Origin of the sequence: Sphingomonas cavernae (genome assembly GCF_003590775.1) — a bacterium.
GTDB lineage: Bacteria > Pseudomonadota > Alphaproteobacteria > Sphingomonadales > Sphingomonadaceae > Sphingobium_A > Sphingobium_A cavernae.
In genome coordinates this window covers 322,106-346,660 of sequence record NZ_QYUM01000002.1, presented here as the reverse complement: position 1 = coordinate 346,660, position 24,555 = coordinate 322,106, and the positions used below count along the sequence as shown (strand labels likewise).

Annotated in this window: 23 protein-coding genes and 1 tRNA gene; 7 read left to right on the top strand and 17 right to left on the bottom strand. The window is 64.5% G+C overall.

The genetic code is table 11. The features are described 5' to 3' along the window. Positions 1–48 precede the first annotated feature (48 nt). The 10 genes from D3876_RS02010 to D3876_RS01970 all read right to left on the bottom strand — a co-directional run bounded on the left by D3876_RS02010 (position 49) and on the right by D3876_RS01970 (position 12,485). Positions 49–786, bottom strand: coding sequence for a hypothetical protein (locus tag D3876_RS02010; protein ID WP_119759441.1), 738 nt, complete (start codon positions 784–786; stop codon positions 49–51). After that, positions 773–2,794 carry a CHASE2 domain-containing protein gene (locus D3876_RS02005; protein WP_238475203.1) on the bottom strand — a complete coding sequence of 674 codons (2,022 nt, stop codon included), beginning with the start codon at positions 2,792–2,794 and terminating at the stop codon, positions 773–775. The genes D3876_RS02010 and D3876_RS02005 overlap by 14 nt, the downstream gene beginning before the upstream one ends. A 10-nt stretch (positions 2,795–2,804) precedes the next feature. Then, positions 2,805–5,906 (bottom strand): CHAT domain-containing protein, encoded by a 3,102-nt coding sequence (locus D3876_RS02000; RefSeq protein WP_238475202.1) that lies wholly within the window; start codon positions 5,904–5,906, stop codon positions 2,805–2,807. 184 nt (positions 5,907–6,090) lie between these two features. Next, positions 6,091–6,238 (bottom strand) — tRNA-Ser (locus D3876_RS20340). Continuing rightward, entirely contained in the window at positions 6,194–7,666 is a 1,473-nt protein-coding gene (locus D3876_RS01995) for an FAD-dependent oxidoreductase (protein WP_119759440.1), read from the bottom strand. Before D3876_RS01995 ends, D3876_RS20340 begins: the two co-directional genes overlap by 45 nt. Next, positions 7,663–8,700, bottom strand: a complete 1,038-nt coding sequence (gene dmpG, locus D3876_RS01990; RefSeq protein ID WP_119759439.1) for a 4-hydroxy-2-oxovalerate aldolase — start codon at positions 8,698–8,700, stop codon at positions 7,663–7,665. Before dmpG ends, D3876_RS01995 begins: the two co-directional genes overlap by 4 nt. Next, entirely contained in the window at positions 8,697–9,644 is a 948-nt protein-coding gene (locus D3876_RS01985; RefSeq protein WP_119759438.1) for an acetaldehyde dehydrogenase (acetylating), read from the bottom strand. Before D3876_RS01985 ends, dmpG begins: the two co-directional genes overlap by 4 nt. 12 nt (positions 9,645–9,656) lie before the next feature. Next, positions 9,657–10,436, bottom strand: a complete 780-nt coding sequence (locus tag D3876_RS01980; RefSeq protein ID WP_238475201.1) for a fumarylacetoacetate hydrolase family protein — start codon at positions 10,434–10,436, stop codon at positions 9,657–9,659. Further along, the gene (locus tag D3876_RS01975) at positions 10,429–11,244 is read right to left on the bottom strand and encodes an alpha/beta fold hydrolase (protein ID WP_119759437.1); all 816 of its coding nucleotides are present in this window, start codon (positions 11,242–11,244) and stop codon (positions 10,429–10,431) included. The genes D3876_RS01980 and D3876_RS01975 overlap by 8 nt, the downstream gene beginning before the upstream one ends. Before the next feature lie 32 nt (positions 11,245–11,276). Continuing rightward, positions 11,277–12,485, bottom strand: coding sequence for an acyl-CoA dehydrogenase family protein (locus D3876_RS01970; RefSeq protein WP_119759436.1), 1,209 nt, complete (start codon positions 12,483–12,485; stop codon positions 11,277–11,279). A 306-nt stretch (positions 12,486–12,791) separates the two neighbouring features. Here D3876_RS01970 and D3876_RS01965 point away from each other — a divergent pair, with 306 nt between their 5' ends. The 5 genes from D3876_RS01965 (at position 12,792) to D3876_RS01945 (ending at position 17,030) form a co-directional block, all read left to right on the top strand. After that, on the top strand, positions 12,792–13,649 hold the full coding sequence (locus tag D3876_RS01965) for an SDR family NAD(P)-dependent oxidoreductase (RefSeq protein ID WP_119760903.1): 858 nt from the start codon (positions 12,792–12,794) through the stop codon (positions 13,647–13,649). 131 nt (positions 13,650–13,780) lie between these two features. Next, on the top strand, positions 13,781–14,671 hold the full coding sequence (locus D3876_RS01960) for a VOC family protein (protein WP_119759435.1): 891 nt from the start codon (positions 13,781–13,783) through the stop codon (positions 14,669–14,671). A gap of 10 nt (positions 14,672–14,681) precedes the next feature. Then, entirely contained in the window at positions 14,682–15,062 is a 381-nt protein-coding gene (locus D3876_RS01955; protein ID WP_119759434.1) for a nuclear transport factor 2 family protein, read from the top strand. A 2-nt stretch (positions 15,063–15,064) separates the two neighbouring features. Next, the gene (locus D3876_RS01950) at positions 15,065–16,267 is read left to right on the top strand and encodes an acetyl-CoA C-acyltransferase (protein ID WP_119759433.1); all 1,203 of its coding nucleotides are present in this window, start codon (positions 15,065–15,067) and stop codon (positions 16,265–16,267) included. 10 nt (positions 16,268–16,277) lie between these two features. After that, a complete protein-coding gene (locus D3876_RS01945; protein WP_119759432.1) occupies positions 16,278–17,030 on the top strand; it encodes an SDR family NAD(P)-dependent oxidoreductase in 753 nt (250 codons plus the stop codon). 79 nt (positions 17,031–17,109) lie between these two features. On the opposite strand, the gene D3876_RS01940 is transcribed toward D3876_RS01945, so the two are convergent. Continuing rightward, positions 17,110–18,798: an FAD-dependent oxidoreductase gene (locus D3876_RS01940; protein ID WP_119759431.1), complete on the bottom strand. Its 1,689-nt coding sequence runs from the start codon at positions 18,796–18,798 to the stop codon at positions 17,110–17,112. Positions 18,799–19,020: 222 nt separating this feature from the next. Between D3876_RS01940 and D3876_RS01935 the strand changes: the two genes are divergently transcribed. Then, on the top strand, positions 19,021–19,542 hold the full coding sequence (locus tag D3876_RS01935) for an Lrp/AsnC family transcriptional regulator (RefSeq protein WP_238475200.1): 522 nt from the start codon (positions 19,021–19,023) through the stop codon (positions 19,540–19,542). Next, positions 19,539–20,009 carry an Lrp/AsnC family transcriptional regulator gene (locus D3876_RS01930; RefSeq protein ID WP_119759429.1) on the top strand — a complete coding sequence of 157 codons (471 nt, stop codon included), beginning with the start codon at positions 19,539–19,541 and terminating at the stop codon, positions 20,007–20,009. The genes D3876_RS01935 and D3876_RS01930 overlap by 4 nt, the downstream gene beginning before the upstream one ends. Before the next feature lie 9 nt (positions 20,010–20,018). On the opposite strand, the gene D3876_RS01925 is transcribed toward D3876_RS01930, so the two are convergent. From D3876_RS01925 to D3876_RS01900, 6 genes are read right to left on the bottom strand one after another with little or no spacing between them, the layout of a single operon-like run. Beyond that, positions 20,019–20,486 carry a nuclear transport factor 2 family protein gene (locus tag D3876_RS01925; RefSeq protein ID WP_119759428.1) on the bottom strand — a complete coding sequence of 156 codons (468 nt, stop codon included), beginning with the start codon at positions 20,484–20,486 and terminating at the stop codon, positions 20,019–20,021. After that, positions 20,479–21,561, bottom strand: a complete 1,083-nt coding sequence (locus D3876_RS01920; protein WP_119759427.1) for a DUF1214 domain-containing protein — start codon at positions 21,559–21,561, stop codon at positions 20,479–20,481. Before D3876_RS01920 ends, D3876_RS01925 begins: the two co-directional genes overlap by 8 nt. A 2-nt stretch (positions 21,562–21,563) precedes the next feature. Beyond that, positions 21,564–22,343, bottom strand: a complete 780-nt coding sequence (locus D3876_RS01915) for an SDR family oxidoreductase (RefSeq protein WP_119759426.1) — start codon at positions 22,341–22,343, stop codon at positions 21,564–21,566. Further along, the gene (locus D3876_RS01910; RefSeq protein ID WP_119759425.1) at positions 22,333–23,586 is read right to left on the bottom strand and encodes an NADH:flavin oxidoreductase; all 1,254 of its coding nucleotides are present in this window, start codon (positions 23,584–23,586) and stop codon (positions 22,333–22,335) included. Before D3876_RS01910 ends, D3876_RS01915 begins: the two co-directional genes overlap by 11 nt. Next, positions 23,583–24,023, bottom strand: a complete 441-nt coding sequence (locus tag D3876_RS01905) for a nuclear transport factor 2 family protein (protein WP_119759424.1) — start codon at positions 24,021–24,023, stop codon at positions 23,583–23,585. The genes D3876_RS01910 and D3876_RS01905 overlap by 4 nt, the downstream gene beginning before the upstream one ends. Next, positions 24,020–24,553: a nuclear transport factor 2 family protein gene (locus D3876_RS01900; protein WP_119759423.1), complete on the bottom strand. Its 534-nt coding sequence runs from the start codon at positions 24,551–24,553 to the stop codon at positions 24,020–24,022. The genes D3876_RS01905 and D3876_RS01900 overlap by 4 nt, the downstream gene beginning before the upstream one ends. Positions 24,554–24,555: the final 2 nt, after the last annotated feature.

Here is a 24,555-nt window from a genome sequence, read left to right as displayed (position 1 = left end):
CTCAAGCGGAATTTTCGCCTTGATTCTCACTGATCTGGCTAGATCTCCTCAGAGTGCGCCACCTTGCGCTTCGAGCGCGGCGACGAGCAGATCATATTGCGCGCTGCACCCCTTTGCGAGCAGCGCCGAGGCGGTGTTGGCCGGGTCCTGCACGTCGCCCGCAAAGCGCGCAAAGGCGATCTTTACCGGCGTTGCCTGAGCGGCGCGGGTCAGCGTGTAGCGCGTGCCTTCGGCCACGGGCATGTCCGCGGGCCAGCCCGCTTCCTGCGTGCCGCTGCGGAACGTGACCCTGGTCGACTTGCCGCTGGCGTCATTGGTCAGCGTCAGGACGGCATCGCCTTCCTTGTCCGAGCGCCAGAGCCGCAGCCCCGCGGTCTCGGCGACGCACATGGTCGTGCTGCGGCCGGTATCAACGTCCCAAAGGTTGCTGGGCCGCGCCGTCCGATCGGTGCCGCGCACCGCCCCCGTGCGTGCCCGGCGTTTGTTCTGCGTCGAAACGAGCCGGCTGAAGCTGGTGTTGGACTGCGCGCCCGCCGACGCTTCGGCGCTGTAGGTGCCCGGGCCGCGCAGCGTGCGCGTGCCCTTGCTGTCGAGCACGGTGAGAGAATCGCCCGCGACCAGCGTGATTTTGGCATTGGCGGGCAGCGTCTTGCCCGCGGGATAGCTGCGCGCCGAAGGACCGCCCGCGCGCACCACCAGCGTATCGGCGAGCGCGACGCCGCCAAGTCCCGTGAGGCAGGCGATCGCGATCGCGCCGCGCATCAGGATCCGGTCAGTCGAGAACATAGCTTCCTCCAGATTCCATATTTTTCAAACGATACACCAGATTGACCAGCGCCGCATCGCCACCCTTTGCATTTGCGAGGCTTTCCAGCTCCTGCACCGCCATCTTGTCACCATCTGCTACACGATTCATGAGCGCCTTGAAGTGATCGCGGTCACTGGCGTCCAGATCGGGCACGGGCTGGTAGATTTCGACGGGTGTCGAGCGACCACGCAGCACGACGCGCCCCATCGGCCGCCACCAGTCGAGCCCCGAGCGGTCGACCGCCGCTCGGCTGGCCATCACGCCCGATCCAAGCTGCTTGTTGGCCGCTTCAAGCCGCGAGGCGGTGTTCATGCTGTCGCCGAGCGCGGTATATTGAATGCGGCCCTCGCCGCCGAAATTGCCGACGATCGCCTCGCCGAAATGCAGTCCGACGCGCGTCTGGCCGATCGGGGGCACGCCTTCGGGCACGCTCGCCCGAAATTCCTCGCCCGCCTGCCACATCGCATAGGCCGCTCGTGCTGCGCGCTCGCCATCGTCGGGCCGCGCGATCGGCGCGCCCCAGAAGGCGACGACCGCGTCACCGACGAACTTGTCAATCGTTCCGCCATATTCGAGGACGACGTCGCTCATCATGTCGAGATAGCGGTTGAGCAGCTTTGCCACCATTTCCGGCTGGATCGCGTGGCTGAGCTTGGTGAAGCCTTCGAGATCGGTGAACACGACGAAGATCTCACGCTTCTCGCCATGGAGCGCGAGACGATCGGGATCGGCGAGGATCTGGTTGGCGATATCGCGCGGCAGATACTTGCCCAGCGCCGACTGCGCGAAGCGCCGCTGTTCCGATCCCACCGCGCGCGCCGCGGTGCCGATCGCCGCGAAAGCGATGACCCAGCCGACCATCCACCCGAAAGCGGGCAGATACTGCGTATCCGTGCCGTCGGCCTGAAGCCAGATCGGATAGCCGATGAAGAAGCCGAGCTGAATCGCGAGAAAGAAGCTGACGCGCCACCACGCGCCGCCGAGAAGACTGGAGAGCGCGCCCGCGACGACGACCATGATCGCGATCCCCCAGGTCCCCCAGCGCGGCAGCGCTTCGAGCCAGGCGTCGTCGAGCAGTTGCGCCAGCATATGCGCGTGCACTTCCAGCCCCCACATGCTCTTGCCGGTAAAGGGACGGAGCGGCGTCTCGAACTCGTCGACGTCGATGATCGTGCCGCCAAGCAGCACATATTTGCCGCGGACCTGATCGGCGAAGGCGGCCGCGGTGGCGTCGTCGGCAAAAAGCTGGATGGGAAAGGCGTCGAAGACCGCCCGATCCTGCTCGGCGGGAATGCGAAAGCGGATAGAACGATCGTAATCCGCAAAGCGCGATTTGCCGTCGGTCATCGCTACCGACAGCAGGGGGGGCAGGCCCGGCACGCGCTGCGGCCAGCTCCGCACGACGTTGTCGCTGTCGACCTGGAAACGGATGCTCGCAGGCTTCACGCGCGTGCCCGCAAGCCGCTTCTGGAATTCGTCCAGAAACTGCTGCTGGTTGAACTGGATGTCCTCGACATTGGTCGCAGCCGAGGCATAAGCGAGGAAGGTGGGGGTCTGCATCGCCCGAAAGGTCGCGAGCAGTGCCTCGTCTTCATCCTGTGGCTGGTCGATCAGGATATCAATGCCGATCGCCTTCGCGCCCATCGTGTCGAGATTGGCGAGTGCGCGCGCGAGCGTTGCGCGATCGAGCGGGGAGCGCTTGCGCGTTTCTATCAGCGTGTCGTCATTGTAGACGACCATGACGATGCGCGGATCGGGATCCACCATTTCCGCGGTTTGGGACAGCCGGAGGTCGTAGAGCGCACGTTCGGCCTGCGCGGCGAGCGGCAAGTGCCAACTGAAGCGCGCGATCAGCAGTGCGGCGAACAGGAACAGGATCGTCGCGGCGAGCCGGCCGGGGCCGAGCTGGCGAAACAACCGCACGAGCTTGCGCCTGACGCTCTTCGGCCGGCGCTCGCTGCCGTCGATGACGATATCTTCCCCCACGGGCCCGCGGCTAGCGTGTAACGAGCAGTTGCTGCGCGCCGTCGCCGACGATCGCGAAACCCGCCCAGTAATAGGGGTGCGAGGTCGCCGCCTCGTCCATCAGCCGCACCTCCGCCTTGCGCATCGCCTCGGCCACGCTGTCGGTGGCGCTCGACTGGAAAAGGCCAGCGATCAGACGTTCGGTCGCGTCGAAATCGTCGGGCGCGGGCCAATGGCTTGCGACCACCGAGCGCCCGCCCGCGCCGATGAAGGCGCGCACCAGACCGTCGAGCGCCGAGCCGCCGCCCGTGGTGAGCCCCGCCTCGCGCGTTGCCGCACGGCTCGCCTGGCCCGCAGTGTCGCAGGCGGACAGGATGACGAGATCGGCGTCGAGCTTGAGATCATAGATTTCGCGGAAGCTGAGCAGACCGTCCGACCCCTGATCGCCGAACGAGGTGAGCAGCGCCGGTCGGGCAGGGCATTCGGGGCGTGGCGCGGTAACGAGGCCGTGCGTGGCGAAATGGAGGATGCGGAAATCGGCAAGATCGCCGCGCGCCTGGATCGCTGTATCGGTGAAGGCTGATCCGGTGACGATATCCGCGCTGCCTCCGCCGATTTGCGATGCTGCGGTGCGCAGCTCGGAGGCCGCGATCGGCTTGTTCCATTCGCTGAGCGGCCAGGTGCAGTCGAGTCCGCCGGGTCCACCCGGCCCGCGCGCCGCCGATGCCTGAAGCACCGCGCCGGGGATCGGATTATTCTGGCCGAAGCCGAGATATTGCCGCGATGCCCTGGACGCGGGCGTCTGACGCGCATCGCGGAAATTGCGCGCGGAGACGGCAGTGCTGACCGCGTGCTTGCGGCCGAGCCACTCGATGCCGCGAAAATCGAATGCATCGGCTTCGGGATCGGCGGCGCGCCGCAGATAGGTGTCGACTCCCGCCGCGTCGGCGACGAGCAGATTGGCGGGCAGTTGCAGCATCGCGCCGTCGGGTTCGAAGATGAGGTGCTGCGCGTTGACGAGCCGGTTCTCCACGGGCGCGAACAGATCGGTATAGAGTGAGTGCGCCAGCTTGACGTCGAAGGGATAAGTGACGCGCTGCCCGCCTTCCTCGATCGAGATGGTGTCGCGCAGTCCCGCGACCTTGGCTTCGAGCGTCGTTGCGGAGATCGGGACGCGGAAACCCGTCGCGCCGTCGGCGTCCGCATAAATCGCATAGACCTGCCGACCCACGACAACGAGCTTGTAATAGCCCTCTCCGGGTCTGAGTGCAGCGCGCAATTCGGCAAGCGTCATCGCGTCGGTGGACAGCGCCCGATATTGCGGAAAAGCGGAGAGCTGCGCCTGCGTGGCTGCCTGCTGAGCGGCCAGTGCCGCGACCTCTGTCTGCCGCGCGGCGATGAGCTGACGTACCGACGCGTCCGGACTCTCCACGCGCTGTAGCCGCGCAAGCTCCATCCGTCCCCGTTCGATATCGCGGGAAAGCGTGATCGACTGGCGAAAGAGGCGCGAGGATTCGTTGCCGCTGTCGCGCAGTTCACGCGCCAGGATTGCCTGCGTGTCAGCAACGCCCGGGCGGACCAGTGTCTGGCTGGCGAGGAACATGTCCTCGACCAGTTCGGGCCGGCTCGGCGCGAGATCGGCGAGAAGCGCGAAATAGGGTGCGAGCTGGTTGGCAAGGCCGGTCGCTGCCTCGCGATTGTCGGTCGCGCTCTTCACCACGTCGCGGTAGAGCGCCAGCGCCTCGTCGCGCTTGCCGCGGCGCGCGAGGAAGGCGGCCATGCGCGCGCGCGCACCGTTCATCGCCTGGGTCTCGGGATAGCTCGTGGACAGCAGTGTCAGCGCATCGCGCAGCACCGCCTCGGCCTGACTGTAATTCCCCTGATCCTCATGGCTGAGCGCGATCTCCGCCATGATCTGCGAACGCAGCCGCGCGATCGAGGTCACACGGCCGTCGCGTATCGCGTTTGCTTGCGCAAGCCCGCGCTCGAGCTGCGCGCGCCCTTCGGTGGGCTTGCCGCCAAGGCGCAGGATCGTGCCGTCGAGATGAAGCGCCTGCGCGTCGAGGATCGCGGCGCGTTCTTCGGGGGTCAGACTTGTGCTCTGCGTCGCGCCGAGGCCCGGGCCTGTGCGAAGTCCGCTGTTGATCTCGGCGGCGATCTGTTCGCCAAGCTCGATCGTGCCATTGTTGGCCTGGACTATCTCGCCCGTCGCCACAACGGGGCGTGCGAGCACCGCCTTGGCGTCGTCGAGTTTGCGCTGGTTGATGAGGTGGAGCGCCTCGAAGTTGCGGCGCAACCGGGTTTGCACGGGATCGAGTGTGGCGATGCGGTCGGCCTGTTTGAACAGTGCGTCGGCCTCGGCGAATTCGCCGAGATTGGAACGCTGCAGTGCCCGATTGACCAAATACTCGTTGAGGCGTTCCTCACGGCTGGCCGAGTCCTTTGCTTCCACGACCGCGTCCTCGGCGGCCAGACGTTGCTGGAGCGTATCGAAAAATTCGGCGGCCTCGGCATAGTCGCCCGAATTGTTGCGGCGATACCCCTCGGCCAGCGTCTGCGCGGGGTCTAGCGTACCCGCCTGGACGCGCGCAAAGGCCGCGGGGTCGGCAACCCCGGTGGTCGCGACAGCGATCTCGCCGGGGACGATGCGGTCCGCCACAACGGTGCGCAGGCCAAGCTGGAGCGCACTGTCATAGCCCGCGAGCCCCTGTGCGAACCACGTGATCTTGCCATCATTGTAGCGATAGATGCGATAGCCGACATTGGCCGCGGCGAGCGTGCATTCGGTGACGCCAACCGTGCCGAGCCCCTCGATGGTCCCCGAGGATTCGGCGCCGCAAGTCACCTGTTCGCTGCGCGCTGCTGCGAGCCGCGCCAACGCGCCGTCGCGAAAGCCGTAGAGCTGGCCGATCGGGCGCGCGGCGTCGCGGCACACGATCGTCCAGGCGCGGTCGAACATTCCCGCGATCGCCTTGTCGGCGCTGTTGTTCTGCGCACGGCACAACACGCCGCCGCCGCTGCCCAGCCGAAAGCTGTCCTGAAGGCTGGGCCGCGCTGATTGCGCCGCACCTGTAGAGGGCCCGAGCATGAGCGCGAGCGAAAGCGTTGATGCGTAGAAAAACCCGGCGCGCAATTGTCCCTCCATCCGGCTGCCTCGCCGGCGCCCCCGTGCGCCGTTACTGCCTGCAACCATCGAACTGCGACCGCTCGATATCGAATCGAATGCACGATACAACAGCCGCACGCAAAGTCTAAGCCGTTTGGCATCAACGGCTTGTGCGGAAGAGCACAGCAGGCACATTAAATTTTTGAGGAGGTGGAGGCCGGAGCCGGAATCGAACCGGCGTGCAAGGATTTGCAGTCCTGATTTGAAGGTTCGGACGCAAATTCCTCGAACGATTCGATGGAAGTGAATTCGCTTTAGGTTGGTTGCGCGCTCGCGACGGCGCGCCCTGCCATCCGCCCGAAAAAGGTGCAGTCGGCAAGGCTCAGTCCCGAGCTGTAGCCATGCCCCCAGCGCGGCAGACCCGAGGTTGTCCGCCCCGCTGCATAAAGGCCGGGAATCGGCTCGCCGGCGCGGTCGAGCACCTCGCCCGATGGCCGTGTGTTCAACCCTCCGAGCGTGAAGAAGGAGAAGAAACTCGTCCGGATATTGAGCTCGAGCGCCGCGAAAGGTGCTTCGTTCAGCGGCTTCAGCCATTCGAGCGCCTTTCTGTAGATCGGGTCCTGGCCCTCGGCGGCATAGCGATTGAAGGTGTGGACGGTGTGCGCGAGTGTGCCTTCGGGCATCGCGAGTTCGCGTTCGACCTCTTCCCAGGTCTCACCCACCGCGGCGATCTCGATCCGCGCGAGATCGAGCGGACGTTCGAAGATCGCGTTGTCGACGAGCAGGAAGACGCGGTCGCCCGGCTGATCGAGCATCGTCCGGCTGACGCGGCCGTGATAGCAATCCTCGTTGATGAAGCGCTGGCCGCGCTCGTTGACGAAGATGCCCTTCACCAGGCTTTCAGGGATGATCCACGGGCAGGTCGTGAAGAACTCGTCCATATGGATCGCGTCGCCGCCCGCGCCCATGCCCATCAATATGCCCGAACCATTGTCGTTCTCGCCGATCGGGTCATTGAGGCGCATAGTCTGTGGGGTGTAGCGCCGGAGCATGTCCTGGTTCATGCAGAAACCGCCAGTGGCGAGCACGACGCCCCTTTGTGCGCGGACGAAGCGCGGCTGATTGTCGATCCGGACGACCACGCCCGTTACCCGGCCAGCGGCATCGGCGATCAGCGACAGCGCACGTGCGTCGGTCTGGATGTCGACGCCCAGCGCCCTGACGCGTGCTTCGAGGATGTCGACGAGCTTGCGCCCGCCACCCCAGCCCATGAACTGGATAGTGTGCCCACGCGCCGCGGGTCTGGCTGTTTCGGAGAAAGGCCAGGCGGCCTCGCTCCCTGACCAGATCAATGTGTCGTCCTCGGCGGGCTCGATGATCTTGCCGGGGAGGAAGGTGCCTTTGTAGGGCACGCCCTGATCCCTGAGCCATTGATAATGGTTGAGACTTTCACGCGCATAGAGCGCGACCTTGACGGCATCGGCATCGGGGCCGCCCGCCATCATCAGATAGGCCTCAAGCGCCTCGGTGCTGTCCTCGAATCCCGCGGCGCGCTGCGCATCGGTGCCGCCGCCGCCGCCCAGATAGATCTCGCCCCCCGAAAGCGCCGAGGCGCCGCCGCTCCCCGATCCCGACTCGAACAGCGTGACGCGCGCGCCCGCCCCGGCCGCCTCGATCGCGGCGCACGCGCCCGCGGCGCCGAAGCCGATGATTGCCACGTCGGTCTCGCCGTCCCAGCGCTCGACTTGATCGTGGCGGAAGGGGCGAGCCGTCGTGAAATCAGTCATGCCACTTCGCGCGCCTTGAGCATGTCGAGTGCGACGTCGACGATCATGTCTTCCTGCCCGCCGACCATCTTGCGGCGGCCGAGTTCGACGAGGATCTCGCGCGTGTCGAGGCCGTAATCGGCGGCGGCCTTTTCGGCGTGGCGCAGGAAGCTCGAATAGACACCCGCATAGCCGAGCGCGAGCGTCTCGCGGTCGACGCGGACGGGGCGGTCCTGCAGCGGACGCACCAGATCCTCGGCGGCGTCCATCAGCTTCATCACGTCGCAGCCATGGTTCCAGCCCTTGCGGTCGGCGGCGGCGATGAAGACTTCGAGCGGGGCGTTGCCCGCGCCCGCACCCATGCCCGCGAGCGACGCGTCGATACGAATGCCGCCCTCCTGCACCGCGACGATCGAATTGGCGACGCCCAGTGAGAGATTATGGTGCGCATGCATCCCGCGCTGCGTCTCGGGCTTGAGCACGCGGTCATAAGCCCGGAAGCGTTCGCGCACGCCATCCATGTCGAGCGCGCCGCCGCTATCGGTGACGTACACGCACTGCGCGCCATAGCCTTCCATGAGCATAGCCTGCTGAGCCAGCGCTTCAGGTTCGATCATGTGGCTCATCATCAGGAAGCCTGCGACGTCCATGCCGAGATCGCGTGCGATACCGATATGCTGCTTGGAGACGTCGGCCTCGGTGCAGTGTGTCGCGACGCGCACCGAGCGGACGCCCAGATCATAGGCGCGGCGAAGCTCCTCGACGGTGCCGACGCCGGGCAGGATCAGCGTGGTGAGCACCGATTTTTCGAGCACGTCGGCGACGGCCTCGATCCATTCCCAATCGGTGTGCGCGCCAAAGCCATAGTTGAAGCTCGCGCCCGAAAGGCCGTCGCCATGCGCTACCTCGATCGCGTCAACGCCCGCTTCGTCCAATGCCTTGGCGATGCTGCGGACATGGTCGATGCCGTACATGTGACAGATGGCGTGCATGCCATCGCGCAAGGTCACGTCCTGGATATAGAGCTTGGTCGTGGTGGGGTCGAAATGGCTCATTTCACGGACTCCAGCGCGCGCGCGGCAATGCCCGCGGCGAGCAGCTCGCCGGTCGCCTTGGCGGCGGCGGTCATGATGTCGAGATTGCCCGAATAGCTGGGGAGGTAATCGCCCGCGCCCTCGACCTCGAGGAAGATCGAGGTCTTGATGCCGGTGAACTCGCCTTGCCCCGGGATCTTCAGCTTGTTGTTGTCGCCATAGCGCTCGAACTGCACCTTCTGCTTCAGCCGGTAGCCGGGCACATATTTCTGGACGTCGGCGACCATCGCCTCGACCGAGGCCTCGATCGCGGCTTCGTCGGCGGTCTCCGACAGCGTGAACACGGTGTCACGCATGATCATCGGCGGTTCTGCGGGGTTCAAAATGATGATCGCCTTGCCGCGCGTGGCGCCGCCGACCTTCTCGATCGCATTGGCCGTGGTGCGTGTGAACTCGTCGATATTGGCGCGCGTGCCGGGGCCCGCCGAGCGCGACGAGACCGACGCGACGATCTCGGCATAATGCACCTTCGCCACCCGGCTGACCGCCGCAACCATCGGGATCGTCGCCTGGCCGCCACAACTCACCATGTTGACGTTGGGCGCGTCGAGATGCGCCTCCATGTTGACCGAAGGCACGGTGAAGGGGCCGATCGCCGCGGGGGTGAGGTCGACCACCTGCTTGCCATCGGCGCGCAGTGCCGCGTCATGGACCTTGTGCGCATAGGCCGAGGTCGCGTCGAACACGATGCCGATCTCGGGATAGACGTCCATCGCCTTCAGGCCCTCGATGCCCTCATGCGTCGTCGCCACGCCGCGTTCGCGCGCCATCGCGAGGCCTTCCGAGTTGGGATCGATGCCGACTACGGCGACGAGTTCCATGTTCTGCGGATATTTGATCATCTTGATCATCAGGTCGGTGCCGATATTGCCCGAGCCGATGATCGCGGCCTTCACCTTCGCCACTGTCTCATTCTCCTAGACGAACCGGGCGGTGCAGCGCCCGATTCCGTGCAATTCCATTTCGAAAACATCGCCGGCAACGGCCGGCTCCAGCGAGACGAGCGATCCCGACAGGATAATATCGCCCGCGTCCAAGGTCACGCCGTAGCTGCCCAGCGTGTTCGCGAGCCACGCGACCGCGGCGAGCGGCGAACCCTGCACCGCCGCGCCATAGCCTTCGGACAAGGGCGCGCCGTTCTTCGTCACCGTCACCTTGAGGCCGGGCAGGTCATGATCGCGCGGATCGGCGCGCGCATCGCCGATCACGAAGACACCGCACGAGGCGTTGTCAGCCACGGTGTCAACGATTCCGATCTTCCAGTCGGTGATGCGGCTGTCGACGATCTCGAAACAGGGCGCGATCGCCTGTGTGGCGGCAAGCACATCGGCCTCGGTGACGCCGGGGCCCTTGAGCGGTGATTTGAGAATGAAGGCGATCTCGGCCTCGGCGCGCGGCTGGATCAGGCCATAGCTGTCGATGCCGATCTCCTCGCCCACGACATGCATCGCATCGGTCAGGAAACCGAAATCGGGCTGGTGAACGCCCAGCATGTCCTGCACCGCCTTTGAGGTGACGCCGATCTTCTTGCCGACGACGCGCTCGCCCTCCGCCCTGCGGCGTGCGAGGAAGTCGAGCGAGATCTGATACGCGTCGTCGATCGTGAGCGCGGGATTGCGCACGATCAGCGGGGCGAGCGTGTTGCGGCCCCGAAGCGCATCGAACAGTTCGGAACCATAGGCGGCGATGTCAGCCACGGAGGAACTCCAGCGTGTAGCGGTTGAACTCGTCAGCGCGCTCGACCTGCACCCAGTGCCCAACCTTGTTGAAGATGGTGAAGCGCGCATCGTCGCACGCATCGAGGAAGCGCTGCGCACCCGAGGCGGGGAGGAATTCGTCATTATGGCCCCAGAAGCCGACGATCGGCATCTTCAGCTCACCCAGCCGCGATGCAAGATTGGGGGTGCGCATACGCGCGAGCACATCCTTGGGCTGAACGCGCGCGACCTCGAAACGCTCGGCGACCAGCGCGTCGGTCACATGCTTGGGATCATAGACGAGGTTGGTGACGAGCCGGCGCTGATCCTCGATCGTGAATTCGGGGCTCCCGAAATCGCTGATCATCTTCTTCATGCCGGGCATCGCGAAATAGACGTCAAGTTCCTCGATACAGCCCGGCGACATCAGCACCAGCCGGTCGATATATTCGGGATGGTCGAGCGCCATCTGCATCGCGACGCCGCCCCCGAGTGAGTTGCCGACCAGCGTCGCCTTTTCGACGCCATGCGCGTTCAGCGCCTCGTAGAGCGTGTCGGTGAAGAGCTGGAGCGTATAATCGATGCCCTCGGGCTTGGACGATGCGCCGTAGCCGATCAGATCGGGCAGGAGGACGCGAAAGCCCGCATCCACGAACGCCGCAATGTTGAGCCTGAAGTTGGAGACGCCCGAGGCGCCAGGGCCGCTGCCGTGTATGAAGACCAGCGGGAAACCTTCGCCCGCCTCGGCGATCGCGATGTCGTAGCCGCCCGAAACATTGTGGACGGTGCGCCTGATCTCGTTGGTCATTGTCTCTCCTCGGTCTGGGCGGTCGACATCGATCAAAGGAACATGAAGCTCGGCGGCTCGCCGATCAGCCCCCCGGTCAGATCCGGCGCGAAATTGTTAGGATCGTTCGCGACATGCGCGCGCGCCGCGTGCAGGTCGAGCCAGGGCTGAACCACAGGGCTCGAATTATAGATTGCACGTCCGCCGAGCAACGGCATCAGCGTGTCCGCAAGGTCGGCGCAGCGCCGCACGACCGTGGCCGACTGGAAGCGGTAGAGCGTGCGCTTGTCCATCGGGATATCCTCGCCCGCCTCGGCCAGCGCGATCATCGCGTCGAAATTGCGTGCCAGTACGGTCTCCATCTCGTCGATCTCGGCCCAGGCCCTGGCGATCGCGTTCTGAAGCAGCGGATCCGCCTTGGAGGCTTTGCCCGTGTTGGTCGAAATGCGCGTCTTCATGATATCGACGGCGCCCCTGGCCGCCGCGCGCGCGCCCCCCAAAGCGGCGGTTGAGACCAGCCGCACGAAAAGCTGCGCCCAAGGGAGGCGATAGAGTGGTGCGTCATTTTCGGCCTGGCCCGGATTCTGGCACATGAAGCCATCGACCGCGCGATGCGTGCGATAATCGGGAACGAAGGCGCGGTCGACGACGATGTCCTGGCTGCCCGTCCCCTGAAGCCCGAAGACATGCCACGCGTCCTCGATTGCATAGTCCTTGCGGGGCAGAAGGAAGGTGCGCATGTCGGGCGCATCGCCTTCCTTGGCCGGCGGCACGACTGCGCCGAGCAGCACCCAGCCGCAATGCTCGGAGCCGCTCGAAAAGCCCCAGCGTCCCGAGAGGTAAAAGCCGCCATCGGCGTGCTCTACCTTGCCCACCGGCTGATAGGAGGAGGAGACGAGCATCGTGTCGTCTTCTGCCCAGACCTCCTGCTGTGCCTGATCATGAAACAGCGCGAGTTCATAGGGGTGGCCGCCGACCACGCCATAGACCCAACCTGTCGACATGCAGCCCTCTGCGAGCAGCTTCTGCACCTCGAAGAACACATTGGGGTGCATCTCGTAGCCGCCCCAGCGCCTGGGCTGGAGGATGCGGAAGAATCCGGCGTCCTGCATCTCGGCGATCGTCTCATCGGGAATGCGGCGCTTCGCGGTCGTCTCGGTCGCGCGCGCCCTGAGCGTCGGAATCATCGCACGCGCACGCTCGATCAGTTCCGCTGCGCTGGGAATCGCTGTCTGCCCGGGCTTGTCGAGGGCGGTTGCCATAGTCTCTCCTTGCGATCCTTGTACGCCTGTCGCGGCAAACAAGGGATATCATCTGCTATATTCGTATTGAAAACTATAATTCACTACGCAAGCTGTCAATCCGATTCGTCCCGGCGAAAAACTGCGGAGCAGGGCCGCGGCATGACGCGGGCGCAAATTCGGTTGCGGATCATGGACTAGTGTCTTGCGTAACGAATGTGCTTATATAATACGCAAAATGCGGTCTATGACGCGATATCGAATCGAATATCCGATCAAGGATATCAATCGGCCCCGAAAAGGCGCGGGCAAGCGAGGATGGTGCAAATGGGCGATCAGAAGGTTGCGGTGGTGACGGGCGCGAGCCGGGGCGCAGGCGCGGGGATAGCGCGCGCGCTCGGCGAAAAGGGCTATGCAGTCTATGTGACGGGCCGGACGGTGGAGGAGGGGAACGCACCGCTTCCCGGCACCGTCGGCGCGACCGCTGCGGCAGTGACCGCCGCGGGCGGCCGTGGGGTCGCGATCGCTGTGGACCATGGTGACGACGCACAGGTGGCGGCGCTGTTTGACCGCGTTCGCCGCGACGAAGGCCGGCTCGACATCCTCGTCAACAACGCCGCGTCGATCCACGATGCGCTCATTACCCCCGGCGGCTTCTGGGAGCGTCCGCTCGGACTCGTTGACATTCTCGATATCGGGCTGCGCTCGAGCTATGTCGCGAGCTTCTACGCCACGCCGTTGATGATCGAGACGGGGGGTGGCCTGATCGCTTTCACCTCATCCTTCGGTTCCGTCTGCTACATGCACGGCCCCGCTTATGGCGCGCAGAAGGCGGGTGTCGACAAATTCGCCGCCGACATGGGTGTCGACCTCAAGGACCACGATGTCGCCACGGTCGCGATCTGGATGGGGCCGCTCGCCACCGAGCGCACCGCGCGCGCGCTGGGCGAACGCCCCGACCAGTATGAAGACTTCATGGCCAATGCCGAGACGCCTGAATTTACCGGCCGGCTGATCGCCGCGGTCCATGCCGATCCCGAGCGCATGGCGCTGTCGGGCAGCACCCAGATCGGCGCCGAGCTCGCCGGTCGCTATGGAATCACCGAAGCGGGTGGGCGCGAGCCGCCTTCCTATCGCGCGATGCTGGGCGAGCCCCGCGTCGTGCACCCCGCAATTGTGCGGTAAATTCCGTTCCTAATAACACTATGCGTATCCATTTAGCAGATACAATGCGTATTATGCTTGATAGAAGTGCGTACGGCTATTAACTTGCGTATCATCAGGCGTCGCGAGACGTGCATCTGGGGATGAATTAAATGGCGATACGATCGCTTGCCTATGTGATCATCGACAGCGCCGACGTCGAAGGCTGGCGCAGCTATGGCGAAAATGTGCTTGGCATGCAGGCCTTTGATCATGGCGATGGCATCCGCCTGCGCATGGACGATCGGCCATTTCGTGTTCAGATCCTCAAAGGCGCTGAGGAAAAGTTTCACGCCGCCGGGCTGGTCTATGCTGACAAGCCCGATTTCGACGCCGGAATCGCGCGGTTGCGCGCTGCGGGTGTCGCGCTCGAACTTGCCAGCGTCGATGAAGCGAAGGAGCGCCATGTCCGCGAATTCGTCCGCTGCACCGACCCGTCGGGCAACCGGCTTGAACTCGGCTGGGGCAATATCGTCGACGGAAAGCCCTTCGTGTCGCCTCAGGGCGTCCCCGGCTTCATCACCGGAGAGATGGGCCTCGGTCACATCGTTTTTCCCGCAATGAAGCTTGCAGAGACACGCGCTTTCTATGTCGACCTGCTTGGCTTCGGCGACAGCGATGAGATGCGCGCCTATTTTCAGGGCGGCGGGCCCGACGATCCGGGTGTCGGCTTCCATTTCCTCCACTGCGACAATCCGCGCCATCACAGCGTTGCGCTCGGCGAATTCCCTGCGCCTTCCGGGCTCATTCACATGATGGTTGAGGTGCCAGGTCTCGACGATGTCGGCCGCGCGCTCGACCGGGCGATGGCCGCGGGCGTCCATATCTCGTCGAGCCTCGGCAAGCATATGAACGACAAGATGACGAGCTTCTACATGCGCACCCCGTCGGGCTTCGACGTCGAATATGGCTGTGGCGGCATTCAGCCCGACTGGAAAACCTTCACGCCGACGATCAGTCTGAAAGAGGATGAATGGGGTCATCACTGGAATTTCGGAGCCTGAGGAGAGGATAATGCCCAGCCACGAACAAATGGTCAGCGCGGTCGAGCGTTACGTCGAGGCGTTCGAGAAAAGCGATCCCGAGATGGTCGTCAGCCTCTACGCCCCCGATGCGACGGTAGAGGATCCGATCGGAACTCCGATCCACCGCGGGCACGACGCGATCCGCGAATTCTATACGCGCTCGATGACGATGGGGCCGAAGCTCGAACTAGATGGCCCCGTCCGCACGGGCGGCGGCTATGCGGCCTTTCCTTTCTCGGTCGTGCTCGACTATGGCGGGCAGAAGAAGATCGAGGTGATCGATACGTTCAAATTCGATGAGGAGGGCAAGGTGACCGAGATGCGCGCTTTCTGGAGTCCCGCAAACATGCACGGCTTCGAGGGGCAATGAGCATGCGCGAAGCTGCCATCGTCTCGACCGCACGCACCGGCGTTGGCAAGGCCTATCGCGGCGCCTTTAACGACACCGAGGCGCCCGTACTCGGCGCGCATGTCGTCAACGCCGCGATCGAACGCGCCGGGATCGATCCCGCGCGCGTCGACGATGTCTATTTCGGCGCTGGCAATCAATGGGGCACGCAGAGCTACAATCCGGCGCGGCTGACGGTTCAGGGCTCAATACTTCCCGACAGCACCGGCGGCATCTCGCTCGACCGCAAATGCTCGTCGGGGCTCAACGCCATCGCGCTCGCCGCGCGCGGCATCATGTGCAACGAGATCGATATTGCGGTCGCCGGCGGGATGGAGAGCATCTCGCTCACCATCAACAAGCATGCGCCCGCCTATCGCAACCGCTCCGAATTCGTGAAGGCCGCCGAGCCGCACGCCTATATGGCGATGATCGAGACCGCCGAGATCGTTGCGGATCGCTACGGTGTCAGCCGCGAGGCGCAGGACGAATTTTCAGCGATCAGCCAGCAGCGCGCGGGTGCGGCGCAGGCCGCTGGCAGGTTCACGCAAGAGATCGTCCCGATCACGGTGAGCAAAGCGCTGTTCGACAAGGAGGGCAACGAAACCGGCAAGGAAGAGGTAACGCTCGACCGCGACGAGGGCGTGCGCGGCAATACCACGGTCGAGGCGCTTGCGGGGCTGAAGCCGGTCTTCAGGGACGGGCTCGTTATCAAGGAAGGCCGCCATATCACCGCAGGCAACGCCAGCCAGCTTTCGGACGGCGCCTCGGCGCAGGTGGTGATGGACCTCGCCACTGCCGAGAAGGAGGGGCTGCCGATCCTGGGGATCTATCGCGGCTTCCAGGTCGCGGGCTGCAAGGCCGAGGAGATGGGCATCGGCCCGGTCTTTGCGATCCCCAAGCTGCTCGAACGCACGGGCCTCAAGATCGACGATATCGGTCTCTGGGAAATCAACGAGGCTTTCGCCAGTCAGGCGCTCTACTGCCGCGACAAGCTCGGAATCGATCCCGACAAGCTGAACGTCAATGGCGGCGCGATCGCGCTGGGCCACCCCTTCGGCATGACAGGCTCGCGCCTCGTCGGCCACGCGCTGATCGAGGGCAAACGCCGCGGCGTGCGCTATGTCGTGGTCTCGATGTGCGTGGCAGGCGGTATGGGCGCGGCCGGCCTGTTCGAGATCGTCTGAGGAACAATCCATGAAGGATTTCGAGGGCAAGGTCGCGCTCGTCACGGGCGGTGGCAGCGGGATCGGCCGCGCGACCGCGCTGGCCTTTGCGCGTGAGGGCGCTCGCGTGGCGATCGCGGATCTCAATGGCGAGAGCGCCGAAGCCGTCGCGATCGAGGCGAGGGCGCACGGCGTCGAAGCCTGGTCTTCGGCGCTCGACGTCACCGATCAGTCCGCGGTCGATGCCTTTGTCGATGCGATTGCCGCCAAATGGGGCGGTATCGACTGCGCATTGAACAATGCGGGCGTTTCGCTCGAGGAAATGACCACGCCATGGGGTGATCTCTGTCGCTATGATCGCACCGTCGCGGTCAACCAGCGCGGCGTACTGTTCTCGATGGTTGCCGAACTGCGCCACATGACGGCGGCGGGGCAGGGCGCGATCGTTAACACCGCCTCGGTCGCGGGAATGGCCGGCGTGGGAGGAGCGGGTTACTGCGCGAGCAAGCACGCCGTCATCGGCCTCACCCGCTCAGCCGCGATGCATTACGCGCCGCAAGGCATCCGCGTGAACGCGGTCTGCCCCGGCGCGATCTCGACGCCGATGATCGCTCCCACGCTCGCCGACGAACAGGGTGCGCAGTTCCTTGCGCAAATGCATCCGCTCGGCCGGCTCGGCGAGGCGGACGAGGTAGCCGAGGCGGTGCTCTTTCTGTGCTCGGACAAAGCGAGCTTCATCACGGGCCATCCGCTCGCGGTCGACGGCGGCTTTCTCGCGCGCTAGAGCCCGGTCAGTTGAGGCGGAAGCGCGCAGCGCTTCCGCCGAGAGCGTGAATCAGGCTCTATTCAAATGGTAAGCGGCGTCAGTCGTTGACGCGCATGATGTCGCGCGCCGCGATCCAGCCGAAGGTCATAGCGGGACCAAGCGTCGCGCCTGCGCCGGGATAGGTCCGCCCCATCGCCGCCGCCGAGACATTGCCCACTGCATAGAGACCCGCGATCGGCTTTCCGTCCTCAGCCAGCACGCGCGCCTTCTCGTCGGTCTGCAGGCCGCCATTGGTGCCAAGGTCGCACGGATAGATCGCGATCGCGTAGAAGGGGCCGCGCTCGATCGGCGCCAGCGTCGGATTGGGTGTCACTGACGCGTCGCCATAGTGCCTGTCATAGGCGGATTGTCCGCGTCCGAAATCGGGATCCTCCCCGCGGATCGCGGCCTCGTTAAAGCGTGCGACGGTGGCCGCGAATGCGTTGGGTTCGACGCCCATCTGCGCGGCCAGCCCTTCGATCGTGTCGGCTTTCTTCAGGATCTTGCGCATCGGTTCGGGGATCCGCGAATCCGCCGATGGCTTGCCCGCCATCATCGGCCCCAGCATATATTTGCTGCGATAACGCGCATCGAACACGAACCAGGACGGCACTGTTGGCGCTTCGGCGTTGTTGCATCGGTGCATCTCGCCGCCTGCGACATGATAGGATGCCGCCTCGTTCATGTAGCGCTTGCCCGCCTGATTGACGATGATTGAGGAGGGGAGCGCGCGTTCGACGAACATGATCCGCGCGCGGTCCTCCCCTTCGAGCATGAAACCCGGACCCCACCAGGCCGAATCCATGAGACCGGTCGCCGCGCCCGCGGCCATGCCCGCCTTCAGGCCGTCGCCGGTGTTGCTTGGCACACCAGCGCTCCAGTCGGCCGAGGCGGGTTTCGGCGAATATTTCGTTCGGAGCGCCGCGTCATGATCGAAGCCGCCGCTGGCCAGGATCACACCCTTGCGAGCGTGGATCTCGATGCGCTTGCCGTTGCGTTCGACAGTCGCGCCGGTGACTCCACCCTTACCGTTCAGCAGCGAAGTCATCGGGGCATCCAGCCAGATTGGCACGCCTTTTTTGTCGAGCGAAAGCTTCAGCCGTCCGACCAGAGCATTGCCGCCCGTCAGCCGGCGCGAGCGCTTGGTTTTGAAGCGCCAGGGCAAGTCGCACATATATTTGAGCATCAGCTTGAAGAGCAGCGGCTTTGCCCCCGGACTCATGGTCAGGAGCAGCTTCGCCTCCTCCATAGTCCAGGTGAAACGGCCGAAGGTCAGTGTCAGCGTGTGCGGCGGTTCCATCCGCCAGAAATCCTCGCCCAGGCTGTCCGCCATCAGGGGGATCGGATCGTGCGTCCGCCACCCGTTACGCGCGCCAGCGACGTCCATATGATAGTCGGCATAAGCATAGGCGGTGTAGCGCAGCTCGGATCGCTCCTCCATATAGCTGAGCATGCGGTGCGCATTGTCGACATAGGCTTCGAGCTTCACCTCGGGTACATCGTCGCCGATCAGCGCCTTGATATAGTCCAGGGCTTCCTGCGGATCGTCGGCATGGCCTTGAGCGCGCGCATCGGCGCTGTTGGGTATCCAGATGCCGCCACCTGACGTTGCCGAGGTGCCGCCGAACTTCGCAGCCTTTTCAACAACAAGCACGTTGGCGCCCGCATCGGCGGCGGTGAACGCGGCGGTCAGCGCGCCGGCGCCCGAACCCACGACAAGAACATCGACTTCATGAATCGCTTCCACGACGGCTCCAATCCCGCTTTCCCGACATTTTGCCAGTGTCTTCACCGGTCTTGCATGTGAAATGCGTTTTGAAAAGGCCTAAGTCGGTACGCAAAGTATCATTTTAATATCCTGATGCCGAAATCGTTGACACTGCGGCGACGATGCGGTCTGTGGACTGTCATTTCGCGCAGTCACGACGCATCGTGGCAGCGCCTTGGGTTAATCCGGGAGAAAAGCGCGTTGCGAACCGAGAGTAAGGGCGAGCGTCGGACACGTGGCAAGGCGCAGGGCGCCGGCCGCGAAGACGGCCTGTACCGGACCGACGAGGTCGATGAGCAGATCATCGCCGCGCTTCGCAAGAACGGCCGCGTCGCCAACCGCGATCTCGCGCGTGATATGGGGGTCAATGAAGCGACCGTCCGCACGCGGTTGCGTCGGCTCGAGGACGCCAACATGCTCCGCGTCGTAGCGATGCGCGATCTGGCGGCGATGGGCTTCGAGTATCTCGCGCCCGTGGGCGTGCAGGTGAAGGGGCGCTCAGTCGCCGATGTTGGCGCGGATATCGCGAAAATCGAACGCGTGATCACCGTCAACGTCGCGATCGGCACGCACGACCTGGAGGTCCAGGTCGTCGCCGAAAGCCTTGATGAGATGCAGCATCTGCTCACCAGCGTCATTGCCAAGATCGAGGGCGTCGAGCGGCTGTTCCCGAGCCTGGCGCTCAGGGTGTTCAAATATAATCCGGAATGGGCCCCGCTATGACGACGCGCATCAGCCTCGATGATCTCGACCACAGGATCATCGATCGTCTCGGCCATGACGCCCGCGTCTCCAACCGCGAGATCGGCCGCGAGTTCGACCTGACCGAGGGCACGATCCGCTCGCGTCTCAAGCGCCTGCTCGACAACAAGGTGATCCGCGTCGCCGCGGTCACCAACGCCAATCGCCTGCGCAACCCTATCCTCGCCTATCTGTGGATCGAGGCGGACAGCGCCGCCGATATCGAGCGGGTTGCCGCCAGTCTCGCCGAGCTGCCCGAGATCGGCTTCGTCGCGACCACGCTCGGCCGCGCAGACGTGCTCGCGATGACGCTGGTGGAGAATGGCAACGAGTTGACCGATTTCCTCCATCAGACCGTGGATAAGATTCCGGGCATACGGCGCGTGCGCTACAGCCTCGGCCAGAACTTCATCAAACACGACTATCGCTGGTGCTCGCTGGTCGATTGACCCGCGGGTTCAGTCCGCGACCCACGCCGCTTTGATTCCGTCCTCGGCGAGCGTGCCGTCGACGATCGCGCGCGGTTCCGAGCGGGTGTAGCAGATGCGCCATCCATCGGGCGTGCGGCGATAGCGATCCTGATAGAAATTGGCGAGCAGCCGAAAGGTCCGTCCGCGCGGATCATAGCTCGCATAGCCCAGGTTCCAGCGCGCGCTCGCCTCATCACCCCGCACGTCTATCTCGGCATTGTGCGCCTGGTGCACATCGGTGATCGGTGTCGACACGGCCATCTGGGTAAAGACGTCGATGAGGCCGTCGAGATCGAATTCACCGATCGGCGGGAAATCGATCACGGCGTCGGGCGTGAAGCAGGCGCGGATCGCGTCGACATCCTTGGCGTCGCACGCATTCAGATAGCGCGCCTTCAGGCGGCGGATATCGCTTTCGGCCTCGAGCCGGGAGATGCGGGATTCAAGGTCAGCCATCGATGCGGATTACCTTTGTTTCGGGAATGGGGTGGTCGGTGGCGCCGGTCCAACGCAGCAGCATCGTGCCGCGGTCATGCCCCGCGGTGTCGATCCAGTTGCCGTAGCCGGGGTCGTGGTCCGCGATGATGAGTGTCAGAGTGCCATCGTCGTTCAACCGCGCGCTGTGTCCGTTCACATGGATGCGGTGGTAGCGATAGTCGAGCGACTCCATCCAGTAATTGTCGAGTTGGAAGTTCCAGAAGGTGCATTCGGGCACGCGCGTCTCGATGCGGAGCGCCTCCCCCGGTGCGAGCTGCCACCAGCCATGCAGGTAGAAGATCGTTGGATCGCCCCCGGCACGGAAGAAGCGGCTCTGATCGACCGTCGCGAGTGCATTGAACTGCCCGGCGCGAAAATCCTCGGCCCAGTGTACGAAGGTCCGGGCCGTCCCATCGACGAAGGCCGTCACACGCTCCAGCGCCGCCTCGAGCCGCTCACCCGTCAGAGGGGTGGGGTGGGAGGGGCCGTCGATCGCCTCGATCTCGACGCTTGCCGGCACTTCATTTGCACGGTCGAGGAACGTCTGACGCACGATCACCATCGAGCTGTCGTCAGCCAGCCGCAGCCAGTTGCCCTCAGCCTCGTCCTTGCTCACGACGATCTCGAACGATCCGTCGGTGCCAACCTCCATGTCCGCCGAGTCCAGCTCGCCTGTGGAGGCCATGGTTCCGTCGATGGCGTAGCGATTGGCCTTGGTGCCGAAGCTCAGGATCGGGACGGTCCCCCGCTTGCCCGTGATGCGATAGCGACGTCCCGGAGAAACGGTGGCATTCATGTAGATATTGTCGGGATTGTCAGCCCCGATCTTCGCGGTTTCGTGCGATGCCGCGTAGAAGCCCGGAAAATCCGGATCGGCATGCTCCAGATGCATTTCGAGCCCGATACGCAACAGCCGCGTGAGATAGCGGAAGCCCTCGGCGCGATCGAGCGGCGTGGCGGCAGCCTCGGGTTCCAGCACGACCTCGCCCGCGGCTTCGAGCCGTCGGCAGAAATCGCGCCACATCTCGCGCGTGAACATGGAGTTTTCGGTCATCGTCAGGGCGCCATATACTGGCCGCCATTGACGTCGAGCGTCGCGCCGGTGACCACTTTCGCATAATCGGAGAGGAAGAAGAGCACGCTCTTCGCGCATTCCTCCTCGGGCGGGATGATGCCGAGCGGGATGCGCCCGGTGATCTCGTTCACCACGGCTTCGCGGTCGGCGCCATTCGCCACCTGACCATGGATATAGTCATAGACGGGCTTGCCGCCGATCCAGCCCATCCGGGTCGCGTTGACGCGGATGTTGAAGCGCCCGAAGTCCTTCGCCATGTGCTTGGTCATGGTGGCGAGCGCGCCCTTGCCCGTGGCGTAGCCGCCTTCGCCGGGGAAGGGGTTGACCTGCGACATCGTGGCGACATTGACCACCGCGCCGCCGCCTTGCGCTTTCATCGCAGGCAACACCGCCTGAGTCATGCGGAGCGCGCCGAGGCAGTTGATGTCGAACACCTTCGCCCAGTCCTCGGGATCAGCCTCGTCCACGGTCACCCAGGCGCCATGGATATAGGCGGTGTTGACCAGCCCATCGATGCGTCCGAACGCGTCGACGGTAGCCTTGGCGAGCGCCGCGCACTGCCCGGCATTGCCGATATCGGTTGAAACCGCGACCGCTTCGCCGCCGCCGCTGCGGATCTCCTCCGCCACCGTGTTGATGAAATCCTCGTTGCGTGCGCCGAGCGCGACCTTTGCGCCTTCGGCCGCCGCGATCCGCGCGAGCGCCTGCCCCATGCCGGGGCCGACCCCGCTGACGATCACGACCTTGTCCTTAAGCAGCATCCGCCATTTCCTCTCCTGCGAGTATCTCTTTGAGTTTGGGGTCGAGCGCGTTGCCGACCTCGGGGCAATGCGTGCCCGACGGGCCGTACATCGCCGCCACGCAGCGGTTGCACGCGGTGCAGCCCGATTTGCTGCTTTCTCCGCTCCGCCATTTGGCGATGAGGCAGGGGTCGTGGATCAGCGCGCGCGCCATCACGATCGCGTCGAATCCCTCGGCCATTGCCTGCCACGCCCCGCCCAATGACTGAACGCCGCCAAGATAGGCGAGCTTCATCGGGCTTCCTGCGAGCGCCGCCTTCAGCCGGAGCGCATGCTCCATCAGATAGTTCTCGCGGAAAGGCGGCAGCTTGGGCACGCTCATCTTGAGGACCGCGAACTGGAGTTTCGCGAGCAGTCCGCCCTGCATCGCAGCGAGATCGTCATAGGGCAGCGGGCTGCCGAACATCGCCCAGGTGCTCTCGATATTGCGCCCCGCCGACAGTACGAGCATGTCCGCGCCCGCCGCTTCGAGCGCGCGCGCGGTCACGATCGCATCGTCCACTGTAGCGCCTTTCGGGACGCCGTCGGTCAGGTTAATCTTGGCGAGGATCGCGAGCCGGCCGCCCGTCGCTTTTTTGACTGCCGCGAGCACTTCAGCAGGGAAACGCAGCCTGTTTTCCGCTGATCCGCCATAGCCGTCCTTGCGGAAGTTGGAGAGCGGCGAGATGAACTGGTTGAGCAGATAGCCGTGCCCCATATGGATCTCGAGCGCGTCGAACCCGGCCTGCTCGGCAAGCTCCGCCGCACGCGCGAATTCGCTCGTCACCATTTCCATGTCGGCGCGTGTCATCTCGCGCTGGAAGAAACGGCCCTTGAGCACGCCCATCTTGTCGATCCCACCGCTCGCGGACATCGCACGCGGGGTCGAGAGATCGTCGATCTGGCAGAAGCTGCCGCCATGCGTGATCTGTGCGGAGACTTTTACGCCCTCGGCATGGATCGCGTCGGTGACGGCGCGGTAATGCGGCACACTTTCGGCGCTCATCATCCCCTGTCCGGGGAGCGTGCGGCCGTCGGGTGAGACCGCGATATAGGCGAGCGTCGTCATTCCCACGCCGCCGCGCGCATAAGCGCTGTGGAACTCCATGAGCGCGCGCGTCGGGAAGGTATCCTTGTTCATCATCTCGTTCGCGCCCGAACGGATGAAGCGGTTGCGCAGTGTGATTGGCCCGATCTCGACGGGGCCGAATGGATCGGCGGTCACGGCGCTGGTTCCGGCGTGAAATCGCTGGGCGGGTCTTTCACCCAGAAATCGGTCTCGACGCGTTTCGCAATGCGCCAGCCTTGTGCGGTGCGCACCAGCTCGTCGGCATAGGTGCAGCCGAGCAGGAACAGGTGATCGCCCTCGGGCCGCGCAAGCTGCATCGGATTGAACAGCATTGTCCGCGCAGTCGCCGTGTCGCCGTCAATCCTGATGAGTGGAAGCCCGATCAGATGCTGGGTGATGGGGAAGGGCGCCAGGGCGCGCCCCAGCCAGGGCTTGATCTCCGCCCAACGCCCCTCGGCCCCGCCCGTAGCGCGATAGTCGATCTCGGCATCGGGCGTGAACACGTCGTCCAGCGCGTCATAATCCCTGGCATCGATCGCAAAGACATAGGCGGCGAGCAGTTGCTGGATCTCGACGATATCGGCGGCGCTCATGCGGCGACTCCGTTTCCAAGCATCGACACGATGCGCGCCTTCATCGGCGCGACCCAGTCGCGCTTCAGCTCTGCGCTCAGCAGTCCCGCGGCATCGAGCTCGTCGCAGAGGTGCATCTGGTGCGCGATGTCGAACAGGTCCATCTGGTAAGAGAACTTGCCCCCGCCGCCATAGGTAATCAGTGAGACGCCGCGCGTTTCGTAATGGTTGCCGTCCGCGCGCTTTCCGGGCCCGCGATTGACCCATTCGCTGATGATCCGGTCGCCCTTGATCGCCCAGCCCAGGATCGGAAAGCTCCATCCCTGCCAACCCGAGCCAACGTCCATGTCGCGGCCATAATGCGTTCGGCGGATCGCCTCGCGGCCCTCGGCGCGGACGAACATCGCGCCGCCATAGGGACATTCATAGACGCAATCCTCATGATAGAACTCGTCCGCGATCCATGCCCAGCTTCCGCGCTTCTCCGCCTCCACAAAGGCATCGCGCAGTCCTGTGATCGCGGCTTCGACTTCCTCTGTCGGGTAGCTCATCG